Origin of the sequence: Streptomyces sp. NRRL S-1813 (assembly GCF_000719605.1) — a bacterium.
In the GTDB taxonomy this organism is placed as follows: domain Bacteria; phylum Actinomycetota; class Actinomycetes; order Streptomycetales; family Streptomycetaceae; genus Streptomyces; species Streptomyces decoyicus.
In genome coordinates this window covers 1-876 of the sequence record NZ_JOHB01000102.1, presented here as the reverse complement: position 1 = coordinate 876, position 876 = coordinate 1, and the positions used below count along the sequence as shown (strand labels likewise).

Below are 876 nucleotides of genomic sequence, written 5' to 3'. Positions count from 1 at the left end.
CCAGCGCATCGTCGCCTACGTCATCCCCACGGAGGACGCTGACACGGCAACCGCCGACCTGCGCGAACACACCGCACGGACCCTGCCGGACTACATGGTTCCCGCAGCCCTCGTCACACTGGATGTGCTGCCCCTGACGCCGAACGGGGGACCATAAGGCCCTTCCCGCGCCGCAGTTCAGCACGGCTGCAACCACCCGCGGCCCCCGCAACACCCACGGCGTGGACCGCGTCGGGATCGACGACAACTTCTTCGACCTCGGCGGACACTCCCTCCTCGCCACCCGCCTCGTCAGCCGCATCCGCACCACGTTCGGTGCCGAACTCGCTGTACGTGATCTCTTCGAGGCGCCCACCGTCGCCGGCCTCGCCACCCGCCTCCAGCACGCAACCGGAGCGCGTGCGGCGCGATGCCGCTGCGGCTGACCGGTTCGCTGAACGTCGAGGCACTGCGTGAGGCGATCCATGACCTCACCGACCGGCACGAAACCCTGCGCACGGTCTTCCCGGAGAGCGATGGGACGCCCTACCAGCACGTCCTGCACGGCGACGCCGCCCGGCCGGTCATCGACATCGTCCCCGTCAACGAAGACGACCTGGACGCAGCCGTCAGCCAGGCGGTCACCCACACCTTCGGGACGTGCCCCTGCGCGCCTGGGTCTTCACCCTCACCCACGACGAACACCTCGTCCTCCTCCTCGCCCACCACATCGTCAGCGACGGCGCCTCACTCGCCCCCCTCACCCACGATCTCGCCATCGCCTATGCAGCCCGCCGCGACGGCATCGCTCCGCAGTGGACGCCGCTGCCGGTGCAGTACGCGGACTACACCCTCTGGCAGCGCGAAGTCCTCGGCGACGAGAGCGACCCGGACAGT

General features: G+C 69.6%; 3 protein-coding genes and 1 pseudogene. All 4 read left to right on the top strand.

Features of this window, described 5'->3' with window-relative positions; all coding sequences use genetic code 11:
• Positions 1 to 7 precede the first annotated feature (7 nt).
• Positions 8 to 157: an AMP-binding enzyme gene (locus IF67_RS45640; RefSeq protein WP_324608910.1), complete on the top strand. Its 150-nt coding sequence runs from the start codon at positions 8 to 10 to the stop codon at positions 155 to 157.
• 64 nt (positions 158 to 221) lie between these two features.
• Positions 222 to 425 carry a phosphopantetheine-binding protein gene (locus IF67_RS45635; protein ID WP_030993715.1) on the top strand — a complete coding sequence of 68 codons (204 nt, stop codon included), beginning with the start codon at positions 222 to 224 and terminating at the stop codon, positions 423 to 425.
• A pseudogene (locus IF67_RS45905) lies at positions 410 to 565 on the top strand (condensation domain-containing protein); the annotation flags it as partial. The gene IF67_RS45635 and the pseudogene IF67_RS45905, both read left to right, overlap by 16 nt.
• A gap of 74 nt (positions 566 to 639) precedes the next feature.
• On the top strand, positions 640 to 876 hold a 237-nt coding region (locus tag IF67_RS45900), incomplete at its 3' end, for a condensation domain-containing protein (RefSeq protein WP_267959250.1).